Origin of the sequence: Streptomyces sp. NPDC047886 (assembly GCF_043204435.1) — a bacterium.
Lineage (GTDB): Bacteria > Actinomycetota > Actinomycetes > Streptomycetales > Streptomycetaceae > Streptomyces.
In genome coordinates this window covers 221,209-245,899 of record NZ_JBIDCF010000003.1, presented here as the reverse complement: position 1 = coordinate 245,899, position 24,691 = coordinate 221,209, and the positions used below count along the sequence as shown (strand labels likewise).

19 protein-coding genes are annotated in these 24,691 nt (G+C 74.1%); 8 read left to right on the top strand and 11 right to left on the bottom strand.

The window, feature by feature from the left end; genetic code table 11:
- Positions 1–102: 102 nt before the first annotated feature.
- From ACGF5U_RS12645 to ACGF5U_RS12605, 9 genes are all read right to left on the bottom strand, one after another.
- Positions 103–1,530: an MFS transporter gene (locus tag ACGF5U_RS12645; RefSeq protein ID WP_392710054.1), complete on the bottom strand. Its 1,428-nt coding sequence runs from the start codon at positions 1,528–1,530 to the stop codon at positions 103–105.
- On the bottom strand, positions 1,527–3,002 hold the full coding sequence (locus ACGF5U_RS12640) for a rhodanese-like domain-containing protein (RefSeq protein ID WP_392710053.1): 1,476 nt from the start codon (positions 3,000–3,002) through the stop codon (positions 1,527–1,529). Before ACGF5U_RS12640 ends, ACGF5U_RS12645 begins: the two co-directional genes overlap by 4 nt.
- 474 nt (positions 3,003–3,476) lie before the next feature.
- Positions 3,477–4,427, bottom strand: a complete 951-nt coding sequence (locus ACGF5U_RS12635) for an anchored repeat-type ABC transporter permease subunit (RefSeq protein ID WP_392710051.1) — start codon at positions 4,425–4,427, stop codon at positions 3,477–3,479.
- A complete protein-coding gene (locus tag ACGF5U_RS12630) occupies positions 4,424–5,152 on the bottom strand; it encodes an anchored repeat-type ABC transporter ATP-binding subunit (protein ID WP_392710050.1) in 729 nt (242 codons plus the stop codon). The genes ACGF5U_RS12635 and ACGF5U_RS12630 overlap by 4 nt, the downstream gene beginning before the upstream one ends.
- Positions 5,149–6,870: a choice-of-anchor M domain-containing protein gene (locus tag ACGF5U_RS12625; protein ID WP_392710048.1), complete on the bottom strand. Its 1,722-nt coding sequence runs from the start codon at positions 6,868–6,870 to the stop codon at positions 5,149–5,151. The genes ACGF5U_RS12630 and ACGF5U_RS12625 overlap by 4 nt, the downstream gene beginning before the upstream one ends.
- A 5-nt stretch (positions 6,871–6,875) precedes the next feature.
- Entirely contained in the window at positions 6,876–8,513 is a 1,638-nt protein-coding gene (locus tag ACGF5U_RS12620) for a metal ABC transporter solute-binding protein, Zn/Mn family (RefSeq protein ID WP_392710047.1), read from the bottom strand.
- Complete coding sequence (locus ACGF5U_RS12615; RefSeq protein WP_392710045.1) at positions 8,510–9,667, bottom strand: choice-of-anchor M domain-containing protein; 1,158 nt, start codon at positions 9,665–9,667, stop codon at positions 8,510–8,512. The genes ACGF5U_RS12620 and ACGF5U_RS12615 overlap by 4 nt, the downstream gene beginning before the upstream one ends.
- Before the next feature lie 116 nt (positions 9,668–9,783).
- A complete protein-coding gene (locus tag ACGF5U_RS12610) occupies positions 9,784–10,434 on the bottom strand; it encodes a choice-of-anchor M domain-containing protein (RefSeq protein WP_392710044.1) in 651 nt (216 codons plus the stop codon).
- A gap of 157 nt (positions 10,435–10,591) precedes the next feature.
- The gene (locus ACGF5U_RS12605; RefSeq protein WP_392710043.1) at positions 10,592–11,653 is read right to left on the bottom strand and encodes a flavin-containing monooxygenase; all 1,062 of its coding nucleotides are present in this window, start codon (positions 11,651–11,653) and stop codon (positions 10,592–10,594) included.
- Between the two features lie 230 nt (positions 11,654–11,883).
- On the opposite strand from ACGF5U_RS12605, the gene ACGF5U_RS12600 reads away from it, so the two are divergent.
- The 7 genes from ACGF5U_RS12600 to ACGF5U_RS12570 all read left to right on the top strand — a co-directional run bounded on the left by ACGF5U_RS12600 (position 11,884) and on the right by ACGF5U_RS12570 (position 20,325).
- Positions 11,884–13,074: an NAD(P)/FAD-dependent oxidoreductase gene (locus tag ACGF5U_RS12600; RefSeq protein WP_392710042.1), complete on the top strand. Its 1,191-nt coding sequence runs from the start codon at positions 11,884–11,886 to the stop codon at positions 13,072–13,074.
- A gap of 149 nt (positions 13,075–13,223) precedes the next feature.
- A complete protein-coding gene (locus ACGF5U_RS12595) occupies positions 13,224–14,144 on the top strand; it encodes an RNA polymerase sigma-70 factor (RefSeq protein WP_392710041.1) in 921 nt (306 codons plus the stop codon).
- Positions 14,145–14,249: 105 nt separating this feature from the next.
- Positions 14,250–14,432 carry a hypothetical protein gene (locus ACGF5U_RS12590; protein ID WP_392710040.1) on the top strand — a complete coding sequence of 61 codons (183 nt, stop codon included), beginning with the start codon at positions 14,250–14,252 and terminating at the stop codon, positions 14,430–14,432.
- A 151-nt stretch (positions 14,433–14,583) separates the two neighbouring features.
- Entirely contained in the window at positions 14,584–15,267 is a 684-nt protein-coding gene (cseB, locus tag ACGF5U_RS12585; protein ID WP_392710039.1) for a two-component system response regulator CseB, read from the top strand.
- 5 nt (positions 15,268–15,272) lie between these two features.
- Positions 15,273–16,700 (top strand): ATP-binding protein, encoded by a 1,428-nt coding sequence (locus ACGF5U_RS12580; RefSeq protein ID WP_392710038.1) that lies wholly within the window; start codon positions 15,273–15,275, stop codon positions 16,698–16,700.
- A gap of 122 nt (positions 16,701–16,822) precedes the next feature.
- Positions 16,823–17,602 carry an ABC transporter ATP-binding protein gene (locus tag ACGF5U_RS12575; protein ID WP_392710037.1) on the top strand — a complete coding sequence of 260 codons (780 nt, stop codon included), beginning with the start codon at positions 16,823–16,825 and terminating at the stop codon, positions 17,600–17,602.
- Positions 17,603–17,736: 134 nt separating this feature from the next.
- On the top strand, positions 17,737–20,325 hold the full coding sequence (locus ACGF5U_RS12570; protein ID WP_392710036.1) for an ABC transporter permease: 2,589 nt from the start codon (positions 17,737–17,739) through the stop codon (positions 20,323–20,325).
- Positions 20,326–20,604: 279 nt separating this feature from the next.
- Here the strand turns inward: ACGF5U_RS12570 and ACGF5U_RS12565 are convergent, their stop codons facing one another.
- Together ACGF5U_RS12565 and ACGF5U_RS12560 are read right to left on the bottom strand one after the other, a co-directional pair.
- Positions 20,605–21,852 carry a cation:proton antiporter gene (locus ACGF5U_RS12565; RefSeq protein ID WP_392710035.1) on the bottom strand — a complete coding sequence of 416 codons (1,248 nt, stop codon included), beginning with the start codon at positions 21,850–21,852 and terminating at the stop codon, positions 20,605–20,607.
- A gap of 3 nt (positions 21,853–21,855) precedes the next feature.
- Positions 21,856–22,326 (bottom strand): cation:proton antiporter regulatory subunit, encoded by a 471-nt coding sequence (locus tag ACGF5U_RS12560; RefSeq protein WP_392710034.1) that lies wholly within the window; start codon positions 22,324–22,326, stop codon positions 21,856–21,858.
- Between the two features lie 592 nt (positions 22,327–22,918).
- Between ACGF5U_RS12560 and ACGF5U_RS12555 the strand changes: the two genes are divergently transcribed.
- Entirely contained in the window at positions 22,919–24,292 is a 1,374-nt protein-coding gene (locus tag ACGF5U_RS12555; protein ID WP_392710033.1) for a TrkH family potassium uptake protein, read from the top strand.
- Positions 24,293–24,691 lie beyond the last annotated feature (399 nt).

The window sequence follows — 24,691 nt, the reverse complement described above, 5'->3', positions numbered from 1 at the left end:
CCGCCGACTGGTCCTCAACCAGCGGTAATGAGCCGACTCTAGTCCGTAACCGGCGGGTATCTCCCCCACTTGCGCGAGAAACGGAACCGGTCCGGTTCCCCTTCACGCGGTGGTGGCGGGGCGGCGGGCCGGGCGGGGGTGGGTCTCGGTCATGCGGGCCGCTACGAGGAGGCCGGACGCGGCCGTGAGCGCGGCGACCGCCCAGACCGCCGCGGTGAGCCCGTAGGCGTCGGCGACGACTCCGGCCAGCAGCGCGCCGACCGCGAAGCCGCCGTCCCGCCACAGCCGGTAGACGCCGACGGCACGGGCCCGCCAGGCGGGGTGGGCGACATCGCCGATGACGGCCAGCAGGGTCGGGTAGACCAGGGCCGTTCCCAGGCCGAGCAGTATCTGGGCGGTCGCCCACACCCCGAAGGTCGTGCCGATGGCGACCAGGGCGATGGCGCAGGACTGGAGCAGCATGCCGGCGGTGATGAGGTGCTTGCGGCCGACGCGGTCGGACCACCAGCCAGTGACGAGCTGGCCCGCGCCCCACACGGCCGGGTAGAGGGCCGCCAGGACGCCGATCCGGCCGATGGACAGGCCGTGCGCGGCGAACAGCAGCGGGAAGACGCCCCAGGCGAGGGCGTCGTTGAGGTTGTTGACCAGGCCCGCCTGGCTGGCCGACGACAGGGACCGGTCGGTGAGGCTGGTCCGCCGGACGATCTGTCCGGTCGTCAGCCCGGTGACCGCCGGGCTCTGTTCGGGGTGGAGCGCGGCTTCCGCGCGGGCGTGGTCGCGGGTCTCCCGTACGAGGAGGGCCGACAGGCCCAGGCCGAGGGCGGCGTAGGCGGCGCCGAGCAGGAAGGGCCCCGGGCGCAGCCCGTAGTGGCCGGCGATGGCGCCGGTGGCCATGGCGGTGGCGGCGACCGCCACGTATCCCGCCGCCTCGTTCAGGCCCATGGCCAGGCCGCGGCGCTCGGGTCCTGCGAGGTCGATCTTCATGATGACGGTGGTGGACCAGGTCAGGCCCTGCGAGGCGCCGAGGAGGACGTTCGCGGCGACGATCCAGCCCCAGTCCGGCCCCCACGCGAGCATGGCGGGCACGGGCAGGGCGAGCAGCCAGCCGGCGACGAGGACGGGCTTGCGGCCGTACCGGTCGGAGAGGGTGCCGGCGAAGAAGTTGGTGACCGCCTTGGTCGCGCCGAACGCCACGATGTACGTCAGCGCCGCGGTGTACGCGTCGAGGCCGAAGACCCGGTCGGCGAGGGGGGACAGGACGGTCCGTTCCTGGCCGAGCATGCCGCCGACGAGGGCGTTGACGGCGACGAGCAGCGTGAACTGCGCGAGGTTGGCGCGCAGTCCGGTGCGCGGCCCGGGGACGGGGGCGGCGCCCGGACCGGTGCCTGGACCGGCGGGTGTGGTGGTTGTGGCGGGTGCGGTGGGCGTGGGCGTGGGCGTGGGTGTGGGCGTGGGTGCGGGTGTGGGCGTGGGTGTGGGGCCGGAGGCGGGTGCGCGTCCGGGGACGGGCTCGGGGCCCTGGCTGCTCACGCGCCCTCCCGGACGGGCCGGTCGGTGGCCCCGGACTCGCCGTGCCGCAGCGCCCGTCCGGTGGCCTTCGCCCAGTCGGCGGGGCCGCCTTCGAGTACGGCCAGGCCCCGGTGCCCGGCGCGCAGGAGCAGGCTGGCGGCGGTCATGGCGCGCTCGCCGTGACCGCAGGCGACCACGGCACCCGCGGGTGCTTCGCCGGTACGGGCGGCCAGTTCGCCGAGTTCGATGCCGACCGCGCCGGGGATGTGCCCGGCGGTGTGCTCGGCGCGCTGCCGTACGTCGAGCACCGGCCGGTCGCCGACGCCGTCGGCGCCGATGAGTTCGACGGTCTCCCGCTCGCCACCGGTGGCGGTCCAGGCGCTCATGCCCACGCGCCCGGCGAGCCGCTCGTACCCGATCTTCAGCGCCTGCCACACCAGGTCCGCCAGGTCCTGTCCCGGTGAGGTGACGAAGACGAGCGGGGTGTCCTCGGGCACCAGCCAGCCCAGCCAGGTGGCGAACTGCCCGCGCAGCGGCAGGGAGATCGCCCCGGGGATGTGACCGGCGGCGAAGTCGCGGACGGGCCGGGCGTCGACGGCCAGCGCACCCGACCGGAGCAGGTCCCGCACCTCCGGCACGGTGAGTCCGGGCAGCCCGGGGCCGACGGCGACGCCGGGGCTGACGGGCAGGTCGGGGACGCCGGGCGCGTCCGGGACGCCGGTGGGCGCGGTGCGACCGGCGGCGAACCCGAGGACCGCGGGGCCGCGCCGGTTGCGTTCGCCGAGCCGGTCGAAGTACGCGGGGTACGAGCCGAGGGCGCCGGTCAGCTCGCGGACGAAGGCGTCCTCGTCCGGCGCGGCCAGCAGCGGATTGGCCCGCCGCTCGGCGCCGATGGTCGTGGTGCGCTCGGCGCCGGGTGGCGCCGAGCAGAACGATCCCGCGCCGTGCGTGGGCCACACCGCCACCGGGTCGGGCAACAGGGCGAGTCGCCGCAGCGACCGGTACTGGGCGCGGGCGAGCTCCTCCGTCCGGTCGGCGCCGAGCAGGTCGGTGCGCGCGGCCGCGCCGACGATCAGCGAGCCGCCGGTGAACACCCCGATCTCGCGCGCACCGTCCAGGAGCAGGAACGACAGGTGCTCGTCCGTGTGGCCGGGTGTGGCCAGCGCGCGGAGGGTCAGCCCGCCGAGGTCGACCTCGTCGCCGTCGGCGAGCGGGGTGTGGGGGAAGGCGCGCCCGCCGGCCGCCGATGCGAGCACGGCCGCGCCTTCGTCATGGGCCAACTGCACGGCGCCGGACAGGAAGTCGGCGTGCAGGTGCGTGTCCGCGGCGAAGGCGACGGCCAGCCCGCGCCGTTCCGCCGCCCCGCGCAGGCCGCGCAGATCGCGGCTCGCGTCCACGGCGAGGGCCCGGCCGTCGCCGAGGTCGACGAGATAGGCGCTGTTGCCGAGCCCTTCGTCGACCAGCGGTATCAGGTGGTCGTCGGCAAAGCCCATGGGGTCCTCCCGCAGTAGAGGTCGGGGTCGGTCGGGGCCGGGGTCGCGGCACGGCCGGAGGCCCCGGTGCGACCCTCTCCTCTACAATATTCCATGGATTTATGGAGGATGCCATGGAGGACACCGGGACCGCCGGGCGCAAAGCCGATCTCTTCGACGCCTTCGCCCGCACCGGCAAGGCCCTGGCCAGCGGAGAACGCCTGGAGCTACTCGACCTGCCGGCCCAGGGGGAGCGCACCGTGGACGCGCTCGCCAAAGCCGCCGGGCTCAACCCGACCACCGCGTCGCGGAGCTGCCCGAAGGCGTCGAGGTCGTCGTCTACTGCCGGGGCGAGTACCGCGTCCTCGCGTACGACGCCGTACGGCTCCCGCGCGAGCGCGGACGCGAGGCGGTCCGCCTCAGCGACGGCATGCCGGAGTGGCGCCTGGCGGACCTCCCGGTGCCGTTGGGCGACGCTGCCTGACCGCCCCGGCCTCAGGAGGCGGTCCCGTCGGCGGCGGTGGCGCCGGTCGGGGTGGGGCGCAGTCGGGACAGCAGTCCGTGCCGGGGGGCCAGGAGCCACGCCAGGGCGAAGAACCCGGTCAGGACCACGACGATCGAGCCGCCCGCCGCCAGGTCGTACGCGTAGCTGACGTACAGCCCGGCCAGGCTGCCCGCGCAGCCGAAGAGGGACGCGAGCAGCGTCATCGCCCAGAGCCGTTCGGTCAGCAGCCGCGCCGTGGCCGCCGGAGTGATGAGCAGTGCCAGGACGAGGATGTTGCCGACCGCTTCCAGGGCCATGACGATGGTGGCCGTCACGATGACGTACAGCGTCAGGTCGAGGCGGAGGACCGGCAGGCCGGCCGCGCGGGCCGTCTCGCGGTCGAGGGTGACGGCCACCAGTTCCTTGCGCAGCACGAGGACGACGGCGACGAGCACCGCGCCGACGCCGGTCACCCGCCACACGTCGGACCAGTCGACGGCGAGGACCTGCCCGAACAGGAAGGACGACAGGTCGGTCGTCCAGCTGTCGCGCGTCGAGACGAGGACGATGCCGAGCCCGAAGGCGAAGGCGAAGAACACGCCGATGACGGTGTCCTCCTTGAGCCGGCGGTTCTGCGACACGAAGGCGATCAGCACCGCCGTCGTCACACCGGCCGCCGCCCCGCCGAGCAGCAGGTTGCCCTCGAAGGCGTACGCGAGCGCCACGCCGGGGAACGCCGAGTGCGCCACCGCGTCCCCGATGAAGGCCATGCCGCGCAGGACGACGTACACGCCCACCACGCCGCAGACCACGCCGATGACCGCGGCGACCAGGAAGGCGCGCCGCATGAAGGGCAGTTCCCACGGGTCGGTGAGGAACGAGAGGAACGAGAGAGACGAGGGGGCCGAGAGCGAGGAGAGGGACGAGAGGGAGGGGAGGGAGGAGAGGAGGTGGTCGGTCACGCGACGGCTCCCGCTTCCGCGCCGACCGCCCGGTCGAGGCCGAAGGCCCGCAGCATCTGCCCGGGGTCGGCCAGCAGCCCGGGGCCGCCCTCGGCGACGACCGTGCGGTTCAGCAGGACGACCCGCGTGCAGGTGCGGGCCGCGGCGGCCAGGTCGTGGGTGGTCATCAGCAGTCCTCTGCCATCCCCGGCCAGCCGGCCGAACAGGTCGTTGAGCAGGTCCTGGGTCGGTACGTCGACGCCGGTGAACGGCTCGTCCAGGAGCAGCAGCCGCGGCTCGGCGGCCAGCGCCCGCGCCACCAGGACGCGCTGGCGCTGGCCGCCCGACAGTTCACCGATCGGGCGGCGGCGCAGCCCGGTCAGCCCGGCCAGCTCCAGCGCCTCGTCGGCCGCCGCGCGGTCGTGCGCCTTCGCCCGCCGCAGCCAGCCGATGGAACGGGTACGGCCGCTGAGTACGGCGCCCGCGACATCGATCGGGAAGTCCCAGGCGAACTCGTGCCGTTGGGGTACGTAGCCCACCGTCCCGGTGGCCGTGACACTCCCCGCCGATGTGGCGGCGAGCCCCAGGACGGCACGGAGCAGTGTGGTCTTTCCCGCCCCGTTCGGGCCGAGCAGGCCGACCAGTTCGCCGCCCGACACCGTCAGGGACGCGTCCTCCAGTGCCGTACGGCCGCCGAGCGCGACGGAGACGGAATCGACCCGGAGCAGGGTCTCGCCGGCCGTCATGCCCGGCGCCTTCGCGCGAGGTGGACGCAGCCGGCTCCCGCGGCGGCGAGCACGGCGGCCGCGCCGCCTAGCAGGAGGGAGGACCCGGCGCCGGTGGACGCCATGGCGCCCCCGCCGCCGGAACCACCGCTCGTACCGCCGCCGCCGGAACCACCGCTCGTGCCCCCGCCGCTCGTACCGCCGACGGACGCTCCGCCGCCGTTCGTGCCGCTGCCGCCGGACGTGTCGGCGCCGTTCGTGCCGCTGCTCGTACCGGCGCTCGAGCCGCCACCCGTGGCGCCGGAGCCGCCCGTGGACCCGGAAGCGGCGCCGGAGCCGCCCGTCGAGCCGTTCACCGGGACCGTGTTCGGGTCGACCGCTCCGACGGCGAACGCCAGCGTCTCCGTGTCGCTCACCTTCGTGCCGTTCGCCAGCGTCCCCGCCATCGAGAACGTCAGCCGGTACACGCCCTCCTTGCCGAAGGCCCAACCGCCGTGAGCGTGCGTGTTCTGCGGTACGCCGAAGGAGTCGGGTACGCCGTCCGCGCTGTTGAAGCGGACCGTCGCGCCCGACAGGCCGTCGTAGTTGTACAGCGCGAAGTTCCCCGGCCCCTCGGCCTTGACCAGCGTGAACTCCACCGCGCCCGTCGTCGCGCCGGCCGCCATGTTGTCGGTGGACCAGCCCGGCCACAGCAGCCCCGGCTGCTGCACCTGGTCGAGCAGCCACACCGGATCGCCCGCCTTCCCCAGGAAGGCGAAGTCCCTGGCCGCCGGAACGACCTTCCTGGCCTGCGGCTTGACGTGCAGCACGACGGACGACGGCTCGCGCCAGACGGTCTTGCCCGGAACCGTGCCGTCCTTGATGTGGAGCTGCATTTTCCCGTCGACGACGCGCGCGGCGAGGTCGACGTGTCCGTCGTCGAGCACCTTCCTCGCCGTCTCCACGCGTCCGGCCGTCGCGCCGGGCCGCTGGGCGGCGGCGAGCGGACCTGCGCCCGCCGACGACGGGGCGTCGGGCCGGCCGGGGCGCTCGGGAGCGGCGGGCCGAGGGGTCGGGGACATGATGGGTGGCGGCGCCACCGGCGTGGCCACGGCCGCGTCGCCCACCCGCACGGTGAACCGGGTCTCCGCGGCCAGCGGCCTTCCGGCCCCGGCCCGTGCCCCGGTCTCTTCCCCGGTCTCCGCCTCCGCCTCCGCCTGCGCCGTGAGCGTGAGCCGGTACGTGCCCGGCGCGTCGAACGCCCAGCGCGTCTCGCCGCGCGCCCCGCTCGGCAGGTCGTATCCGTCCGGCAGGCCGTCGGCGCTGTCGAACCGTACGACGGGCTCCTCGCCGTCCGGGCGGCCGCCGCCGGTCTCGTACACCCGTAGCGCGCCCGGCCCTTCGACGCCGGTCAGCGACCAGCGCACCCCGTCGCCGCGCACGGCGCCGACCGGCAGTCCGGTGGTGTCCCAGACGGGCGTCAGCGTCCAGACGCGCGTGCCGTCGGGCCCGGTCACGAGGTGGGTGTCGTCCAGGTCCAGCACACCGCCCGCGCCGAGGCCGAGCACCCCGTCGGCCAGGGTGACGGCCGCCACGACGGGCGCCGCCACGACGGGCGCCGCCACGACGGGCGCCGCCGCGACGGGCGTACCGCTCTCGTCCTCCGGCGCCTGCGGTACGGTCATCGCCGTTCCGCCGAGCGCCAGGACACCGGCCGCCGCGAGGGCGACCCTGCCGTTGCGTATCCGTACGAGCCTCATCGGGCTCAGCTCCCCTCCCGGCCCAGACAGCGGGCCAGTTCCTTCGCGTTGTGGCGCATCATCGCGACGTAGTCGTGGACCTTGTCGTCGAACGAGTCGCCGTAGATCGTGCAGACGGCCACGCCCTCGTCATCGGCCACCCGGCGCAGGATGTCCGCCCGCGCGGCGAGGTTGGGCTCCAGGAAGACGGCGGGCACCTGCCTGCGCCGGATGGTGTCGCGGAGCCTCTCGACCTCGGCCGCGCTGGGTTCCCGGTTCGGCACGGGTACGACGAAGCCGGCCACCTCCATGCCGTACGCCTCCGCGAGGTAGCCGAAGGCGTCGTGCGTGGTGATGAGCTTGCGACGGGCCTCGGGCACGGTGGCGAGCGTCGCGGCCACGTCCCGGTCCAGCGCGGCCAGTCGCTTGAGGTACGCCGTGGCGTTGCGCCGGTACTCGGTCGCGCCGTCCGGGTCGGCCGCGACCAGCTCGGCTTCGATGCGCCGTACGTACGCCTCGGCGTTGGCGACGTCCGCCCAGGCGTGCGGGTCCAGGTCGCCGTGCACGTGCTTGCCGACGACCGCCTGCGGCAGCACCCAGATGTCCGCGCCCGGCTCGCCGAGGAACCGGAAGGCGCCCTCCTTCGGCACGGCCTCCTTGGCCCTGTCCGGTACGGACAGCACCACGGAGTCGGCCGGGTGGTTCGTCCGCCCGCCGGTGGCCGGGTCGTCGGAGCGCACGTACACCGACCGGGTCCGCGCGTTGAGGGCCACGTCCGCGTGTCCGCCGTCGAGCAGCCTCTTCCCGCCCCCGCCCGCGCCCGCGCCCGTACCCGCGCCCGCGCCCGTACCCGCGCCCGCGCCCGTACCCGCGCCCGCGCTCGCACCCGCACCGGGGCCCGAGGCCGCTGCCGAAGCCGCCGCCTTGCCGACGGCGAAGGTGACGGTGCCGCCGCCGATCGGCGTGGTCCCGCCGGTCAGGGTCTCGGTCTGCCCCCGCACCGTGAGCCGGTATGTGCCCGGCTCGCTGAACACCCAGTTGACGTGGGTGTGGGCCTCGGGCGGCAGCGTGAAGGAGTCCTCGGCGTCGAGGCCGTCGGTGGAGTCGATGAGGATCTGCGGGGTGCCGAGTGTGTCCGTGAGATAGACGTGCAGATCACCGGGGCCCTCCAACGCGGTGGCCGTGGTGCGGACCTGGGAGCCGTCGCCCGCGACCTCGCCCTCCACGGCCCAGCCGAGCCACAGCACGTCGAGACCCAGGTCCTCCTTCAGCTTGATGACCTTGCCGCCGTACTGCTCCAGCTTCTCGCCGATCGCGATCTTGGGCGTGCCCTCGCGGCTGTTGGTGTGGATCATCTTCATGATGCCGGGCTCCTCCAGCAGCAGCCCGTTGCTGAAGACGATGTCCGACGCGGCGACCCGGGCCGCGTCGCCGGGGCTCGGCTCGTACGAGTGCGGGTCGCCGTGGTGCGGTACGACCGAGGTCACGTCCACCCGGTCGCCGCCGACCTGGCGTACCAGGTCGGCGATGATCCCGGTGGTCGTGGACACCGTCAGCTCGGCCCGCCCGGAGCCGCCGCCGCCTCCCGGGCCGCAGCCGCCCGCCAGCAGGGCGGCCGCGACGACGCCCAGGGCGGTCGTCCGTACGTGTCGTGCCCGGCTCACCGTGCGTCCGCCGTCCGGCGCAGGCGTACGGAGACGACGGCGGCGCCTCCCGCGAGTACGGCGGCGAGGGCGATGCCGGCGGGCAGCGCCGCGCTCGCGCCGGTCTTGGCCAGGCTGCCGCCCGCAGCGGTCCGACCTGTAGCCGTCCCACCTGTAGCGGTCCCGCCCGTGGCCGTGCCGCTTCCGGTCGTGCCGCCTCCGGTCGGCGGGGCGTCGGCGGGCGCCGTGGTCTGGGCGGGCGGACCGGCCGGGCCCGGCGTGCCGGTACCGGAAGGCGGCGGAGCGGCCGTCGCGGTGGGGGTGCCGGTGGGTGAGGCAGAGGCTGTAGGGGTGGCCGTGGCGGTCGGCGCAGGTGTGAGTGGGGGTGTGGGAGTGGGTGTCGGAGTCGGAGTCGGTGTCGGTGTCGGCTTCGGGGTGCCGTCACCGGGCTCGACGGTGGACGGGTCCACGTCGCCGACGGCCACGGCGAGGGTCTCCCGGTCGGTGACCGTCTTCCCGGAGGGCAGGGTGGCGCTCATCTCCATCGTGATCCGGTAGACGCCCTCGGCGTTGAAGATCCACAGGGGGTGGGCGTGCGTGGACGCGGGCAGGGCGACCGAGCCCGGATCGGACGCGGCGCTGTCGACCGTGACGCCGATGCGTACGCCCAGGTCCGGGTCGTCCTCGAACTGGCCGATGACGAGACGGCCCGGCCCCTCGATCTTCGGGAAGGTGACCTTCACGGGCCCGGACACGGCGGCGGGCAGGATCTCCAGGGTGTTCCAGCCGGGCCAGAGCAGCCCTTCCCGCACCTCGAAGTCCTTGTCGACCCAGAGGCTTTCACCGGGTTCGCCGAATCCCTCGAACTGCGGCACCTCGTCGCGCGGCGGGATGACGATCTCGTGCCGCGGATCGAAGTGCAGCAGTACGTCCGAGGGTTCGCGCCACACGGGCGCACCCGGAACCGTCCCGTCCTTGATCCGGTATTCGAGCCCGTCGCCCTGGAGGCGGGCGGCCAGGTCCAGATGCCCCCCGTCGAGGACGACCCGTTCTCCGGAGGGCGCCTCCCTGGGCGGTTCGTCGGCGGCGAGTGCGACGGGTGCGGCGAGGAGCAGGGAGAGGACGGCCGTCGTGACGGCGGCTCTCCTCGTACTTCGCGGTAGTGAGGCCCGCATGACGGGGCGTCTCCTTCGAGCGTGACAACGGTGGACCACGGCCGGGCCGGGGGCGGGCCGGCTGCCATCGGCCCGCCCCCGGCGCGGATACGGAAGGCGGCGGGGCCGCCGGTGGATCAGCCGGCCTGGAAGGTGAAGGTCGCCGTCGTCGGGCCGACCTTGGTGCCGTTCGTCCGTACGCCGCTCACCTGGAAGGTGGCGGTGTAGGTGCCGGCCTTGGTGAAGACCCAGTTGGCGTGGTCGTGCTCGCCCGCCGTGACGTTCTTGGTGTTCGTGTGGGCGGCGTCACCGCTGTCGAAGTACCGGTTGTTCACCGGGCAGAGACCGTTCTTGTAGACGGTGATCTTGCCGGGGCCGGTCACGGAGGTGAGCTTGACCTGCACCTTGTCGTTCTGGAACACCCCCGTGCCGATGTGCTCGCCGGAGATGCCGGGCCACAGCAGGTTGGTGTTCTCCACCTGCGGGAGTCTGTAGACGGTCGAGCCCGAGGCGCCGAGGTGGCTGTGGCAGCTGCCGCTCGGGACGGTGTAGGCGGAGGCGGGCAGGGCCCGGATCACCACGTCGGCGGGGTCGTACTCGACGTCCGGGGTGACCGACTCGTCGTGGACGTGCAGTTCGAGGCCGACGCCGTCGTACTCGACGTCGAGGACGTCGACATGCCCCTTGGACAGCGTGGTCCCGGCCGCGTGAGCGGCGGTGAGCCCGCCGACGGCGATGGCGGCGGCTATGGAGCCGGTGACGGTCAGAGTGCGCGCGAAGGTACGCAAAGGAAACCCCCCTGGTGAGCGTTGAATGTACGCGAACACCAAGACGATAATCATTTTCATCTAGGGAGGGCAAGAGGGAAAGGGGAACCGGAGGGTGAACGGAAGGGAATGCGCCCCCCGGCGGCGCCCCTCCCGTACCGGGGTCGCCCCGCGCAGGTCATCCGCGCCCGAGGCGGGCGGCCAGGTGGCGGGCGACGCGGGCAGCGTCCAGGCCGACGCCCCGCAGGGAGTTCGATGACAGGCTGCGCTGCCACTCCAGCCCGACGAACGCCAGGCCCGGCACGCCCGCGGCGACCCCCTCGCGGTGCCGGGGGCGCCCGGCGGCGTCCAGGGCGCCGTCGAGCCCGGCGAGGTAGGGGAGATCGGGGCGGTAGCCGGTGGCGAGCAGGATCGTGTCCACCTTCTCCCGGCCGCCGTCCGGCCAGGCCACCTCGGCGCCGTCGGCGCCGGTGAACAGCGGCCGCCGGTCCGGCGCGCCCTGGGCGACGGCGGCGCGGTAGCGGCCGTCGTCGATGACGAGCTGGGTCGGGGGCTTCCGCAGGAACCGCCCGAGCGGCGCGGTGTCCAGCCCCGTGCGCCGCAGCCAGGCGTGCAGGTCGCGGCCGAGGATCCGCTGCCGGGCGAACCGCACCGGGCCGCGGCAGGCCAGCGTCACCCGGGCGACCTTCGCGAGTTCGGCCGCCGTCTGCACCGCGGTGTTGCCCGCGCCCACCACGACGACGCGCTGCCCCGCGAACGGGCCGGGAGCGCGGTAGTCGGCGGCGTGCAGGACCGTGCCGGTGAACGCGCCCAGGCCCGGCAGCTCCGGCCGGTGCGGGTGGCCGAAGGTGCCGGACGCGGCGACCACGGCCCGCGCCGACAGCCGGTCGCCGCCCTCCAGCTCCAGGGTGAACCCGCCGTCGGCGCGGCGGACGCCCGCCACCCGGCTGCCCGTGCGGATGTCCGCGTCCAGGGCGGCAGCGTAGGCGGTCAGGTAGGCGACGACCTCGTCCCGGTGCGGGTACCGCCCCGGGTCGGCCCCGGGGAACGGCATCCCCGGCAGGGAGCTGTACCGGGCGGGGGAGAAGAGGGTGAGGCTGTCGTAGTAGCGCGGCCACGACCCCGCCGGGCGGTCGGACGCCTCCAGCACCACCGGCTGGAGGCCCTGCCGCAGCAGGGCGCGGGCGGTGGTGAGGCCGGACTGGCCGCCGCCGATCACTGCCACGTCGAAGTGGTGCACGGGTCCCCCTGAGTTCGATGAATGTCTATATCGATGTTCATCGAAACAGGTGGGTGCCGACGGCGCAAGTCGGGTGCCGACGGCGCAAGTCGTCGGGCCCGCGACCGAGGCCACGCCCACCCATCCACACCCACGGACCCGCGCCCGTGATGTGACCCGCGCCACAGGGCGTCACAGCGGTCGATGACCCGGTGTCTTGAGGGCGAACCCCTGGAAACGGAGGAGACACCATGACCGAGAGCACCGAAGTCGTCGTGATCGGTGGCGGGTACGCCGGCGTCATGGCCGCCAACCGTCTGACGCGGCGCGACGACGTGACCGTGACGCTGATCAATCCGCGCCCGTCCTTCGTCCACCGGATCCGGCTCCACCAAGTGGTGCGCGGCTCCCACGACGCGGTCGTCGAGTACCGCGAGATCCTCGCCCGGAGCGTCCGGCTGGTGGTCGACACCGCGACACGGATCGACGCGGCCGACCGCGTGGTGACGCTCGCGTCCGGCGGCACGGTCCACTACGACTACCTGATCTACGCCGTGGGCAGCGGCAGCGCCGACCCGCGCGTCCCCGGCGCGGCCGAGTTCGCCTACCCGGCCGCCACCCTGGAGGAGGCGCGGCGGCTGCGGTCGGCGCTCGCCGCCACGCCCGCGACAGCCCCGGTGACCGTGGTCGGAGGCGGTGCGACGGGCATCGAGATCGCCGCCGAGCTGGCGGAGGAGGGCCGTACCGTGAGCCTCGTCTGCGGCGGGGCGCTCGGCACGTATCTGCACCCGCGAGGCCGGCGCTCCGTCGCCAGGCAGCTGGCCCGGCTCGGTGTGACCGTGCTCGAAGGGCCCGACACGAAGGTGACGGCCGTGACCCGCGACGCGGTGCGGCTCGCCGACGGCCGCGCGCTGCCGAGCGAGGTCACCGTGTGGACCGCCGGGTTCGGCGTACCGGACCTCGCCAAGCGCAGCGGCCTGACCACCGACGCCGCGGGCCGCCTGCTCACGGACGAGACGCTGACGAGCGTGGACGACACGCGGATCGTCGCGGCCGGCGACTCGGCGGCACCGTCCGACCTGCCGCTGCGGATGAGCTGCCAGTCCGCGACCCCGCTGGGCGCGCACGCCGCCGACACGGTCGTCAACCGGATCTCGGGCGAGCGGCCCGCCACCATCGACATCGGCTTCTTCGGCCAGTGCATCGCCGTGGGCAGTCGCGGCGCCACCGTGCAACTGGCCTCCAGGGACGACACCGTGAAGAAGTTCTACATCGGCGGCCGGCTCGCCTCGATGATCAAGCAGTCGGCGCTGAAGAACCTGGTCGGCCATCTGGCGGACGAGGCGCGCAAGCCCGGCTCGTACAGCTGGGCGTTCAAGGACGCCAAGCGCCGGCAGGTGACGCGGGCCCGGCACGGCGACGCGCTGACCGCTGACCGCTGAGCCGCTGACTGAGCCGCTGAGCCGCTGAGTCGCCCACCGCTGAGCCGCTGAGCCGCTGCGCCGCTGCGCCGCTGAGCGCCGAGCCGCCGAACCGACGCGTCCGCCAGGAGCGCGGGCGCGCCCACCGGGAACAAGGAGAAGATCAGGACATGGCGAGGGAAGAGGATCCGGAGATGACCGGCCACGCCGCCGAACCGGCGACCGAGACGTTCGTCGCCCACCGCAACCTGCTCTTCACCGTCGCCTACGAGATGCTCGGATCGGCCGCCGACGCCGAGGACGTCCTCCAGGAGACCTGGCTGCGGTGGGTCGACGTCGACCTGGGGCAGGTGCGCGACCAGCGCGCCTACCTGGTCCGGATCACGACCCGGCAGTCCCTCAACCGGCTGCGCACCATGAAGCGCCGCCGGGAGGCGTACGTCGGCTCCTGGCTGCCCGAGCCGCTCCTCACCGCCCCCGACGTGGCCGAGGACGTCGAGCTCGCCGAGAGCGTGTCGATGGCGCTGATGCTCGTCCTCGAAACGCTGACGCCGACCGAACGGGCCGTCTTCGTGCTGCGCGAGGTCTTCGACGTCGGCTACGACGAGATCGCGGCCGCCGTCGACAAGAGCCCCGACGCCGTCCGCCAGATCGCCCACCGCGCCCGCCGGCACGTCGACGCCCGCCGCCCCCGCCAGGCGGTCTCCTCCAGGGCGACCCGGGCGGCCCTGGAGGCGTTCCGGCGCGCCATGGAGACCGGCGACCCGCAGGGCCTCCTCGACGTGCTCGCCCCCGATGTCGTCCTCGTCGGCGACGGCGGCGGCGTGAAGCAGGCCGCGCTGCGGCCGGTCACCGGCGCCGACAAGGTGGTCCGCATGTTCACCGGCGGGATGCGCAAGGTCGACGGCACGATCACCGCCGAAGCGACCACGGTCAACGGCAACCCGGCACTCCTCGTCCGCCTGGACGGCGAGATCGACGGCATCCTGGCGATCCGCGCCGAGGACGCCCGCATCACCGGCATCTACTACGTCCGCAACCCGGAGAAGCTGTCCCGCGTCGAGTCCGAGACCCCGCTCACCCTGCGGTGACCAGCCGGCCCGGCCGGGGCACCACGCGGGCCTCGGCGGGCGGGCGCCACCGGGGCGGCGGCGACCCGGACTCGCTCCTTCCGCCGGAGGCGCCCTGGCCGTCCTGTGGACGTCCGGGGCGTCCGGCCGGCCCGCCTCGACCTCGGGATCGTCCTGCGCGCGCTGGCCCGCGACCGGGAGGCTAGGCGGACCCTGGTCGCCGCGCTGAAGAGCCCCCGGCAGGCGGAGGCCGCCGCCCACCTGCGCGCACTCGGCGTCCCCGCCCCCGGCGTCCGCGCCCGAGGCTGATCCCACCGGTGGCCACGGCATCAGCCTCGTGACGCGGTCGGCGTGTCCGGTGTCTGCCGTATCGTTCCCTTCGGGTCGCCGACCGCGAGCGCGTCGCGAGTGGATCGGGGCCGCTGTCTCCCCGGACCGTTTCGAAGGAGGGTCTCCCGCCGTGTCCTCCCGTCCTGTCCGTGTGCTGCTGGTGGAGGACGACGCGCTGATGCGCCGGTCCTTCGGCGTCGCCCTGGAGCGTTACGGGTACGAGGTGAAGGCCGCGGCCGACGGGCTGACAGGACTGGAACTCTTCCGCGACGACAGCTTCGACCTGCTGATCCTGGACGTGATGCTGCCGGGCCTGGACGGCATCGGCCTGTGCCGCAGGGTCAGGGAGAGCAGCCTGGTGCCCGTGCTGATGATGTCCGCTCGCGGTGACGGGCTCGATGTCGTCGCCGGTCTGGAGGCCGGGGCGGACGACTACGTGGTCAAGCCGGTGGACACGTACGTCCTGGTGGCACGTATCCGCTCGCTGCTGCGCCGGGCGACCTACACGGCCGCCCCGGAGCCCCGGGGTGACGTGCTGGTCTTCGGTGACCTGAGCATCGACACCGCCGGCATGGAGGTGTCCCTGGCGGGAAGCCCGGTGGCACTGACCCCGACCGAGCTGAAGCTGCTGCTGGAGTTCGCCGCGCATCCGGGCGTCGTACTGGAGCGCCACACCCTGCTCCGCAACGTGTGGGAGTACGGCTGGGACGGTGACAGCCGGGTCGTTGACCTGTGCGTGCAGCGGCTGCGGCGGAAGCTGGGCCGCGACCGGATCGAGACGGTCCGGGGCTTCGGCTACAAGTTCCGGCGCTGAGGCGCGTGCGTACGCCCCACCGGCCATGGCCGGTCCGAGCCTCCCTGCGCTGGAAGATCGCCGCGCTCGCGGCCGTCACGGCCTTCCTGGTCGTGGCGGCGGTGGGCGTGCTGGTGCACCTGTGGACCGCGCGGGACATCCGTGACCGAGCCGAGAGGCAGGCCCTCAACACGCTCTACTCGGCGATGGACGTCCACCGGCGTACCGGAGCTCTGGCAGACGGTGCCGAGCTGGATCCGGCCGAGCTTCCCGCCGCGCTGCGGCGCCCTGCCGACGGCGACCGGCACGCGGCGTACGACGACCGGGTCGACGGAAACGTCGGCCCGAGCGTCTGGGCCGCTCAGCGGACCGGCGGCCCGGGCAGCCCGGTGCTCGCCGTCCAGATCAACATGGGCCCGGAACTCCACGACCTGCGGCGGCTCGATGTGACGATGGCGGTGGCCTCACTGGTCGCGCTCGCGGCGGCCGCGCCCGTCGCGGTCTACGGGGCCGGCCTGGTCGCCCGCAGGCTGCGGCGGGTCTCCGAGACCGCGGGCCGGATCTCCGCCGGGGACCTCGACGCCAGGACCGGGCCCACCGGGGGCGACGACGAGGTGGCCGAGATCGCCGCCACCGTCGATCTGATGGCCGACAGCCTCGGCCGGCGGCTGCGGAACGAGCGCCGGTTCACCGCCGACGTGGCCCACGAGCTGCGCACGCCGGTCGGCGGCCTGCTGGCGGCCGTCGACCTGCTGCCGCCTGGTGAGACGGAGGACCTGCTCCGTGCCCGAGTGCGGGATCTGCGCGGTCTGGTCGAGGATCTGCTGGAGATCTCCCGCCTGGACGCCGGGGCGGAGCAGCCCGTCCGCGCCCGGGTGCCGCTCGGCGCCGTCGTCGCGGAGGCCGTGGCGCGTACCGGCTACGACACCGAGGTCACCGTCGCCGACGGACCGCGGGGCGCGGAGGCCGACCGGACCGTGGAGGTCGACCGGACCGCAGAGGTCGACCGGACCGTGGAGGCCGACCGGGGCGCGGAGGTCGACCGGACCGTGGAGGCCGACCGGGGCGCGGAGGTCGACCGGGGCGCGGAGGCCGACCGGGGCGCGGAGGTCGACCGGACCGTGGAGGCCGACCGGACCGTGGAGACCGACCCCCGCCGTCTGGAGCGGATCGTCGGCAACCTCGTCGTCAACGCCCACCGGCACGGTGCCGCCCCGGTGCGGGTCGGCGTCGAGGGCCGTACGGTCGTCGTACGCGACCACGGCCCCGGCTTCCCGCCTGACCTGCTGCTCCACGGGCCGCGCCGCTTCCACACGGGCGCGGCGGAACGCGGCTCGGGCCACGGCCTGGGCCTGACCATCGCCCTGGGGCAGGCCCGGCTCCTCGGTGCCGAACTGCGCCTGGACAACGCCCCGGACGGCGGCGCCGTCGCCACCCTGCGCCTGCCGGACTGACCGCCCGCGCTACAGAACCGGTACGCAGCGGCGCGGACGCCGATACACGGCCGCCCAGTCCCCGATACGTTCCCCCGACACCCTTCGACGTGCGCCTTCCGTACGTCGAAGAGGAGTCCCCCATGATCGCCGACCCGCTTGTGCCGCGCCCGACGGACGGCGGCATCGCGGCCGCCACCCGCGCGTTGACGAAGGTCTACGGCAGCGGTGACACCCGTGTCGTCGCCCTGGACCAGGTGGACATCGCCTTCCACGAGGCCCAGTTCACCGCGATCATGGGCCCGTCCGGCTGCGGCAAGTCCACCCTGCTGCACTGCGCGGCCGGCCTGGACTCGCCCACCTCCGGCTCCGTACGCGTCGGCACCACCGAACTGAGCACACTGAACGACCGGCAGCTCACGCGACTGCGCCGTGACCGCGTCGGATTTGTCTTCCAGGCGTTCAACCTGCTGCCGACGCTGACCGCGCTGGAGAACATCACGCTGCCGTCGACCATCGCCGGACGCCGCCCCGACCAGCGGTGGCTGGACCGGGTGGTCTCCATGGTCGGCCTGTCCGAGCGCCTCCACCACCGGCCCGCGCAGCTGTCCGGCGGGCAGCAGCAGCGCGTGGCGGTGGCCCGCGCCCTGGCCTCCCGTCCCGCGATCGTCTTCGGCGACGAGCCCACCGGCAATCTCGACTCCCGCGCCGGGGCCGAGGTCCTCGGCTTCCTGCGCGACTCCGTACGGGAGCTGGGCCAGACCGTCGTCATGGTCACCCACGATCCCGTCGCCGCCGGCTACGCCGACCGCGTGGTCTTCCTCTCCGACGGCCGCGTGGTGGACGAGATCGCCCACCCCACGCAGGACCGGGTCCTGGAGCGCATGAGGGAACTCGACCCCCGCTCACGCACCACCGGCTGACCGCCCTCGCCCTCGCCCTCCCCGTCTCCCTCGCCTTCGCCCTCCCGTCTCCCTCGCCTTCGCCCTCCCTCTCCCTCCCCCTCCCCGTCTCCCTCTCCCTCGCCCTCGCCCTCGCCCTCCTCCGGAAGCCACCCATGCTGAGAACAGCCCTGCGCGACATCCTGGCGCACAAGGCCCGCCAGATCATGACCGTCCTCGCGGTCTGTCTGGGGGTCGCGTTCGTCTCCGGCACCCTCGTCTTCGCGGACTCCACCGCCGAGGCCCATCGCGCCGCCGCGTCGAAGAACTTCGCCGGCATCGCGGTCACCGTGACCGCGAAGGAACCCCCGCCCGGGGCCCCCTCCGGCGCTGCCGGGGCCCGCGCGGACCAGCCGAGCGGCGCCCTCGACGACGCACTCGTACGGAGACTGGCCGACGTGCCCGGCGTCGCCGCCGTACGGCCCGCCGTCGACGGTTCGGCCACCATGAACGCGGCGGACGGCACCCCGCTGCGGGCCGACCGGGCGTGGTCGAACCTGGCTGCCGCCTACGTGCCCGGCGCGGACGGCGAGGACCGCCGCTACCCGCTGACCGAGGGCCGTGCCCCGGCGGACAGCGGTGAACTCGCCGTGGACGGCGGCACCGCCGCCGCCGGCCGCTTCCGCGTCGGGGACACGATCACCCTGGCCACCGACGGCCCCGTCATGACCAAGCGGCTCGTCGGCATCGTCACCACCACCGACACCCGGGTGACCGCCGGAGGCACCCTCGCCCTGTTCGACAAGGCGACCGCCCAGAAGCTGTTCGCGTCCCCGGGCCACTACACCGGCATCGACCTGTCGGCGACGCCCGGCACCGACCCGTCCGACCTCGCCCGCCGGGTCACTGACGTGCTCCCGGCCGACCGCGCCGAGGCCACCACCGGCGCCGCCCTCGCCGCTCAGCAGGCCGTCCTCGTCGACACCCTGACCCGGGGGTACGCGAAGCTGCCGCTGGTCTTCGCCGGAGTGTCCCTCTTCATCGGCTCGTTCCTCATCGTCAACACCTTCACCATGCTGGTGGCGCGGCGCACCCGCGAGATCGCCCTGCTGCGGGCGATCGGCGCCTCGCGCGGCCAGGTGTCCCGCTCGGTCCTCCTGGAGGCCACCCTGGTCGGCCTCGTCGCATCGGCGGCCGGCTTCCTGCTCGGCCTCGGCATCGCCTCGGTGCTGCCCGCCGTCCTGAGCACCGGCGGGAACACGCTGCCCCGAGGCCCCCTGGTGATCGGCCCGCGCCCGGTCGCGGCGGCGCTCGGTGTGGGCGTGGGCGTCACCGTGCTCGCCGCGTGGCTGCCGTCCCGCAGGGCGGCGAAGGTCGCGCCCGTCGAGGCGCTGCGCACGGCCGGACAGCCGGCCTCCGCCGCCCGTACCCGGACGCGCGGCGTGGTGGGCCTGGCCTTGCTGGTCCTCGGAGCCGGTCTGCTGATCTCGCTCAGCGGGGCGGCGAAGGACGCGTCCGAGGAGAACCTGCGGGACGCGATGCTCGCCTGCGGCCTCCTCGTCACCGCGCTGATCGTCCTCGCGCCCCTGCTCGCCGTCCCGGTGATCCGGCTGACCGGACGCCTGACCGGCCGCTTCGGCATCACCGGCCGTCTCGCCCGGGAGAACGCCCTGCGCGATCCGCGCCGCACCGCCGCCACCGCCGCCACCCTGCTGATCAGCACCGCACTGGTCGCGGGGCTCGCGGTCATCGGGAACTCCACCGGGCAGGCCCTCGACCGCCAGGCGGCGGCCGGGCTCGGCGCCGACTACGTGATCAGCAGCCGCTCCACCATGGCCGGGATCGACCCGGCCGCCGTACGGCAGGTGGCCGGCACCGCCGGGGTGCGGACCGCGAGCGCCGTCACGGACTCCACCCTGTTCACCGGCGGCGGTGTCCGGGAGATCGCGGGCGTCGACCCCGACACCGTGAACGCCGTCATGAAGCTCGACTTCGTCAGCGGCTCCGCAAGAGACCTCGGTCCGGGCCGGATCGCCGTCTCCAGCACCCTCGCTCGGGAGCACGGCGTCACCACGGGCGGCCGGCTCGACGCGAGCATCGGCCGGCAGCGAGAGCCCACGGGCTACACCGTCGTCGGCGTGTACAGGGACAACCCGGTCGCCCGCGACGCCCTGGGCGCCCGTACCGAGGTGGCGAGGAACAGCCTCCTGCCCGGCTCCGTGCAGCGCGTCCTCGTCCGCACCGACGACGGCGCGGTGTCGCAGAGCGTCGAGGACCGGCTGCGTACCGCCGTCGGCGACAGCCCGCTGGTGAAGGTGCAGGACCGGCGGCGACTCGTCGCCGAGGCCGCCGGCCCCATGGCCGACCTGCTGACGGTGATGTACGGGATGCTCGCCGTCGGTGCCGTGATCGGCGCGCTCGGCATCCTGAACACCCTGGCCGTGTCGGTCGCCGAACGCACCCGGGAGATCGGCGCGTTGCGCGCCATCGGCATGGACCGTGCCGGTATCCGGCGGATGATCCGCCTGGAGGCGGTGACCGTCGCCGCTTTCGGCACGCTCCTCGGCCTGGCGGGCGGCCTGTTCGGCGCCTGGGCGGTCGGTTCGCTCGCCAACGGCGCGATCGAGCAGTACTCCCTGGCACCGCCCTGGGGCACGCTCCTCCTCGTATGCCTGCTGTCCCTCGCGATCGGCGCGGTCGCGGCCACCGTCCCCGCCCGCCGGGCGGCCGCCCTGAGCCCGCTGGAAGCCGTCGCCGAGACGTGACGAGCCACCAGGCCGCGACGGGCGACGGCGTCCGGCCGGGACCCGTCTCGGCTCGGGCGGGCCGTTTCGACCTGGGCGGGACCCGTCTCGGCCCGGACAGGCCCGTCTCTCGACGGGCGACGGCGTCCGGCCGGGGACGGGCCCGTAGCCGGCCGGCCCGTCTCCCGACGGGCGACCCGCGTCCGGCCATGTTGCCGCCCGCGCGTCCTCGAGGAGGTGCCGCGCCCGTGCCAGCCAGCCGCCGCCACGGGTTCTGCGATCGCCGGATCAGGATCAGGATCAGGCCCGTCCTGCCGTGCCGTCTTCCACCGGGTCGAGCATCTCCTCCTGCGGAGGCACGACCACCAGCTCCGTGGGGGCGTGGCGTCGCCCGCGGCTGGTGAGCCGGGTGGCGATGGGCTCGGTGTAGCGGGCGGTGAGCGGACCCAGCACCACCAGGATCAGGACGTACGCGGTGGCGAGCGGCCCGAGGGAGGGTTCGATGCCCGCGGTGACGGCGAGTCCCGCGATGACGATCGAGAACTCGCCCCGCGCCACGAGGGTGCCGCCCGCCCGCCACCGTCCCTTGGCGGAGATCCCGGCCCGCCTGGCGGCCCAGTAGCCGGTGGCGATCTTCGTGGTGGCCGTGACCACGGCCAGGGCGAGGGCCGGGAGGAGGACGGGCGGGATGCTGGCGGGGTCGGTGTGGAGGCCGAAGAAGACGAAGAAGACGGCCGCGAACAGGTCCCGCAGCGGGCTGAGCAGGTTGTGGGCGCCTTCGGCGACCTCGCCCGACAGGGCGATGCCGACGAGGAACGCGCCGACCGCCGCGGACACCTGGAGCTGCTGGGCGATGCCCGCCACCAGGAGGGTCAGGCCGAGGACGACCAGGAGGAGCTTCTCGGGGTCGTCACTGGAGACGAAACGGGAGATGACCCTGCCGTACCGCAGGGCCAGGAAGAGGACGAGTCCGGCGGCGCCGAGCGCGATGGCGAGGGTGACACTGCCGGCGGCGAGCCCGGTACCGGCCAGCAGGGCGGTGAGGATCGGCAGGTAGACCGCCATGGAGAGGTCTTCCAGGACCAGGATGCTCAGCACGATGGGCGTCTCGCGGTTGCCGAGGCGCCCGAGGTCGCCGAGGACCTTGGCGATCACGCCGGAGGACGAGATCCAGGTGACTCCCGCCAGCACGACGGCGGCGACGGGCCCCCAGCCGAGCAGCAGGGCCATCGCCGCGCCTGGCAGGGCGTTCAGGCAGGCGTCCACCAGGCCGGCGGGGTACTGCTTCTTCAGGTTGGTGACGAGGTCGGTGGCGGTGTACTCGAGACCGAGCATCAGGAGCAGGAGGACGACGCCGATCTCGGCGCCGATCGCCACGAACTCCTCGCTCGCGCCGAGGGGGAGCAGCCCGCCGGTGCCGAAGGCGAGACCGGCGAGGAGGTAGAGGGGTATGGGGGAGAACTTCAGCCGTCCGGCGATCCGCCCCAGCAGGCCGAGGCCGAGGATGATCGCACCGAACTCAATGAGGAAGACGGCGGACGAGTGCACTCATCACTCCCTTCCGAGTATCGCGGCGGCGGCGTCGACGCCTTCGCGGGTGCCGATGACGATGAGGGTGTCGCCGCCGGCCAGACGGAAGTCCGGCCCCGGCGCGGGAATGGCGTCGGCTCTGCGCAGCACGGCCACGATGGACACGCCCGTCTCCGTCCGCATACGGGTGTCGCCGAGCAGCCGCCCGTTCCAGTACGAGGCCGCGGCCAGCTCGATCCGCTCGGCGACCAGCCCGAGGTCCGTGGTGGACAGCAGGTTGGGGCTGTGGTGGGCGGGCATGAGCGCGTCGATGAGTGCCTCCGACTCACCGGCGGTGAGTCTCACGGACAGGGCGCAGGCGTCGGGATCGTCCTGGCGGTACGCGTTGAGCACCCGCGTTCCGTCGCGCCGCGCGACCACCGACAGGTGCCGGTCCTCCCGCGTGGTGAGGTCGTAACGGACCCCGATGCCGGGCAGGGGAGTACTGCTCATCCGCAGAACGGGCACGACGGCTCTCCTCGACGATGCGACACATGAGCGAGGCGTCCCGCATACGGGTGACGCCTTGGCGATTACTTTACGTGGGGCGCGAACCGCACCATATGGCCCGAATCGGATGACGCCCATCGAGACCCGGCCGCCGGCGGCCCGCGCTCACCGCGGTACGCGGGTACGCGGGTTCGCCGCCCGACGCCGGCACGCCGATCCGCCGGTTCGCGGGTACGCGGGTGCTGCCGGTCCGCCGGTCCGCCGGTCCGCCGGTTCGCGGGTACGCGCGTACGCGGGGCCGGTGCGCCATCTCCGCGGCGCGAGCGGCGCGCCGGGAACCTCGCGGTGACGACCGCCGACACCGGCACGACATGCCCGCACGCGCCTTCGGCGGCGTGCGGAGGACCGCCGGTAAGCTGACCGACCGCCGGGCTGGGGAGGCCCTGTCGGCATGCTCCGCGAGCGACCGTCGGCATGCTCCGTGAGCGACCGTCGGCATGCTCCGCGAGCGACCGCCGGCACGCTCCGCGAGCGACCGCCGACAGGACGGCGCACCGGGCAGCCGGGACCAGCGTGGGAAGGCCGGGAGCGAGCGGTGGCAGGACGCGTGGCGCGGCTGTGGCAGGCGCTGTTCACCACCCACCCGGCCCGTACGACCGTCATGGCCTTCTCGACGGTCATCCTCGGCGGCACCGTCCTGCTGACCCTGCCCGTGGCCTCCGCCGACGGCGGCGCGACCGGTGTGGTTACGGCCCTGTTCACCGCGACCTCGGCGGTGTGCGTCACGGGCCTGGTCGTGGTCGACACGGGGACGTACTGGAGCGGCTTCGGTCAGGGCGTCATCCTGGCCCTCATCCAGGTCGGCGGTTTCGGCATCATGACGATGGCGTCCCTGCTGGCCCTGCTGGTCTCGGGCAGGCTGCGGCTGCGCATGCAGCTGACGGCGGCCGCCGAGACCAGGAGCCTCGGCATCGGAGACGTACGCCGGGTCCTTCTCGGCGTCGCCGCGACGACGGCCGCCGTCGAACTCGCGGTCTGGGCGTGGCTGGCGCTCCGCTTCCGGTACGGGTACGCGATGCCGCCCGGTGACGCCGTCTACCACGGCTTCTTCCACGCGGTGTCGGCGTTCAACAACGCCGGCTTCGCCCTCCGGCCCGACAGCCTGATGCGGTACGCCACGGACCCGCTGGTGACGCTGCCGATAGCGGTGGCCGTGATCCTCGGCGGCATCGGCTTCCCCGTGCTGCTGGAAGTGCTCCGGCACCGCACCCGAAGGCGTACGACGGGGCGGCGCGGCTGGTCCCTCCACACCAGACTCACCCTGATCACGGCCGCGGGCCTGCTGCTGGCCGGGACCGCGCTGACCTGCCTCCTGGAGTGGGGCAACCCCGGCACGCTGGGCCGGTTCGACTGGGAGGACAAGCTGCTCAACGGCTTCGTCCACTCCGTCATGACCCGCAGCGGCGGCTTCAACGCCATCGACATCGGCTCCCTGGAGGACGCGACGCTGCTGATGACGTGCGCGCTGATGTTCATCGGCGGCGGCAGCGCCGGCACGGCGGGCGGCATCAAGGTCACCACCTTCGCCGTCCTCGCCGCCGCGATGGTCGCCGAGGTGCGCGGCGAACCCAACTCCACGATCCTGGGCCGCCGTATCGCCCCCCACGCCCTGCGGCAGGCACTCACCGTCGCCCTCCTCGGCGTCGGCTTCGTCACGGCGGCGTCCCTGGCGCTCATGACGGTGGTGAAGGCACCGTTCGAGGTGGTGCTGTTCGAAGCGGTGTCGGCCTTCGGCGTCAACGGGCTGTCCGCAGGTGTCAGCGCGCAACTGCCGGTCCCCGGACAGTTGATCGCCGTCATCCTGATGTTCGTCGGCCGCCTCGGCCCGGTCACCCTCGTCTCCGCCCTCGCCCTGCGCGAGCGCACCCGCCGCTATGAACTCCCCGAGGAACGCCCCGTCATCGGATGACCGGCCCGGCCCGGCCCGGCCACACGCCGCGTCCGCGCCGCGTGGTCTGGCCGTATCCGCGCGCCGGGTCCACCGCGGGCTGTCCGGCGCCCGTGGCCGGCGGACAGCCACGGCAGTCGGCGCGGCGACAGCCAGGGCCGGTGGCGCGGCGGAGAGTCGGGGCCGGTGGCGCGGCGGCCCTGTGCCCGTCAGCCGGGCGCATGGCGGACCTGCCGTGTTCGGCGCAGAAGCGCCCAAGCGTCTGCGACGGGGCCCACGTGAGCAGCTCCCTCAGCCCCTCGACGTCTCCTCCGGTGAACGCGTCGAGGAACCGCGCCGCGAGCCGGTCACGCTCCTGCCGGTGGGGGTGGGGATGCCGCTCCTCGCGGGGCGCGGGGCGCGGGGCGCGGGGCGAGGGCC

Coding starts and splice junctions, on each gene's coding strand:
- ACGF5U_RS12640 (WP_392710053.1), bottom strand. CDS start 3,002: ATGGGCTTTGCCGACGACCACCTGATACCGCTGGTCGACGAAGGGCTC.
- ACGF5U_RS12630 (WP_392710050.1), bottom strand. CDS start 5,152: ATGACGGCCGGCGAGACCCTGCTCCGGGTCGATTCCGTCTCCGTCGCG.
- ACGF5U_RS12625 (WP_392710048.1), bottom strand. CDS start 6,870: ATGAGGCTCGTACGGATACGCAACGGCAGGGTCGCCCTCGCGGCGGCC.
- ACGF5U_RS12615 (WP_392710045.1), bottom strand. CDS start 9,667: ATGCGGGCCTCACTACCGCGAAGTACGAGGAGAGCCGCCGTCACGACG.
- ACGF5U_RS12600 (WP_392710042.1), top strand. CDS start 11,884: ATGACCGAGAGCACCGAAGTCGTCGTGATCGGTGGCGGGTACGCCGGC.
- ACGF5U_RS12595 (WP_392710041.1), top strand. CDS start 13,224: ATGGCGAGGGAAGAGGATCCGGAGATGACCGGCCACGCCGCCGAACCG.
- ACGF5U_RS12575 (WP_392710037.1), top strand. CDS start 16,823: ATGATCGCCGACCCGCTTGTGCCGCGCCCGACGGACGGCGGCATCGCG.
- ACGF5U_RS12570 (WP_392710036.1), top strand. CDS start 17,737: ATGCTGAGAACAGCCCTGCGCGACATCCTGGCGCACAAGGCCCGCCAG.
- ACGF5U_RS12560 (WP_392710034.1), bottom strand. CDS start 22,326: ATGAGCAGTACTCCCCTGCCCGGCATCGGGGTCCGTTACGACCTCACC.